Consider the following 2,137-nt stretch of genomic DNA (forward strand, 5'->3'; position numbering starts at 1 on the left):
CGATAAAAAAAACGGCTTTTCTGTTAAACGTACCATCAAATCACACCTTTACTGTTATTCCTTATTAACGCTAATTATACAGCAGTTCCCGACGCATTAACGCAAGCGCATAGGGTCCATTCTTTTCGCATTCACGACATTTTTTAAGGTATTTGATCAACACAGCGCTTTACAGTTTCGCAAGCGCCTCATTGATTTCTCCAAGAACGCGGTCATTCACAAAATGCTGCACAATCGGGACCGAGGAAAAAGTTTCGAACGGGCTATCCAACTGGTTCAGCGCCAGGTCATTCCCTTTCAGCATCGGCAGATGGTCGAAAATCACCGTGCGGGTTGCTTTGATAGCCAAGAGCTCTTTGTACGTCATCGCAATGGAATAGCTGACCTTGTAGGATTTCAGCGGCTTGTAGGTAAATGCATACGCTCCTCCGGCTACCGTAAAGGATACGCTGACGCCTTTTTGGATGATTTCCGCTTGGTCAATGCCAAAGCCCTGCAATTGGCCCGCGATTTCATCGACTGAGCAGTGCGGAAGTTCGATCGTGGCCGTGCTTTGGGTCGGCACCTCGAAAGCGAAATGCAGTTGCCCGTCTTCCAGGATGCGCCATCCACTCTTGATTTTTCCTGAGGAAGAGTCATATTCTCCACTTGCGGCGCCTAGTTGCGCGCTTGGGGCAGGTTTCAGATAAAAATGACGGTAGCCGGCTTTCTTCGAGTCGGCTTGAATGCCCAACACCGAACGGTAGAGCCATTCGACGATTGATCCGTAGGCGTAATGGTTCAATGAGTTCATGTCCGTGCCGCTGATTTTCCCATCCGGCAAGACGGAATTCCAGCGCTCCCAGATCGTGGTTGCGCCGAGATTGACCGCGTACAGCCAGCTCGGATAATCCTCGTTCAGCAAGATGCTGTAGGCCAACTCCGTCAAGCCGCTCTTCGTGAGGGCCTCGCACAGATATGGCGTGCCGACAAAACCGGTCTTCAGATGCACATCATCCTCCAACAGCTTCGCTTCAAAATCGGCAATGACCCGACTCAGGCTTGCTTGCGGGACCAGATCAAAATAGAGGAACAGGACATACGCGGTCTGCGTATTCACAGCCAATCGACCTTTCGCGGTCAAAAATTCAGCCTGGAGGGCGGCTTTGATGCTTTCCGCCAACGCCGTGTACTTTTCGGCATCCGCCTGCTTGCCCAAAGCTGCGGCAGCCTTGGCCGTAAGGGTTGCCGAATAATAATAGTAGACAGAAGCGACCAGCTTCGTATCCGTCCCGCCGATCGGAGCTTTCGGGTTCTTTCCGTCCAACGCCAGCCAATCGCCAAACTGGAAACCTGTCGTCCAAAGTCTGTTCGAACCGCTCCGCTCATCTTCGCGGTAGACATATTCGACCCAATCGACCATCGTGGTGTATTGCTCCCGCAACAGCGAGAGATCGCCGTGCTGTTCATAGAGTACCCACGGAATCACGGTCGCGGCATCGCTCCAAGCCGCTGCTCCGGCTCCCATAAACCCGCCTTCCGAACTTTTCGGTTTCAGCATCGGCACGACGAAGGGAATCGATCCGTCCAATTGTTCCTGTTCCAGGCGCAAATCATGCATAAACTTCCGGTAAAACGCCGGCGTGTACATGTTGTAGCTGGCTGTGCGGGCAAATATCTGCGCATCGCCCGTCCAGCCCATCCGCTCATCCCGCTGAGGGCAATCCGTCGGCACATCCAGGAAATTCCCTTTTTGTCCCCAAAGCGCATTTTTGATCAATTGATTCACTTGGGGATTCGCCGTCTCGATTTTTCCGGTCACTTCCAGGTCACTGTGGATCACGTAGCCGATGAAATCGGCCGGATTGACTGCCTGATCGAAACCGATCAGCTTCGCATAGCGGAAACCATAGAATGTGAAGTGCGGACGGACGACTCTTTCGCTTCCGTCGCTGATGTAGGTGAACTTCGCTTCCGCAGTCCGCAGGTTATCGTTGTAGAAACAGCCATCCTGCAACTCTTCCCCCACTTCATAACCGACTTCCGTTCCGGCCGGTGCCTGCGACTTGAAGGCTATCCAACCGACCATGTTTTGCTTGAAATCCAGGATCGTTTCGCCCGCAGGTGACTGGATCACCTCCGGAACCAAGCTTTCGAC

At 52.8% G+C, this 2,137-nt stretch carries 1 protein-coding gene; it reads right to left on the bottom strand.

The window, feature by feature from the left end; translation table 11 throughout:
- Positions 1-169: 169 nt before the first annotated feature.
- The coding region (locus WBV27_RS05635; protein WP_424200178.1) for a family 78 glycoside hydrolase catalytic domain at positions 170-2,137 on the bottom strand (1,968 nt) is incomplete at its 5' end.

This window comes from Trichococcus sp. (assembly GCF_049589555.1).
Lineage (GTDB): Bacteria > Bacillota > Bacilli > Lactobacillales > Aerococcaceae > Trichococcus.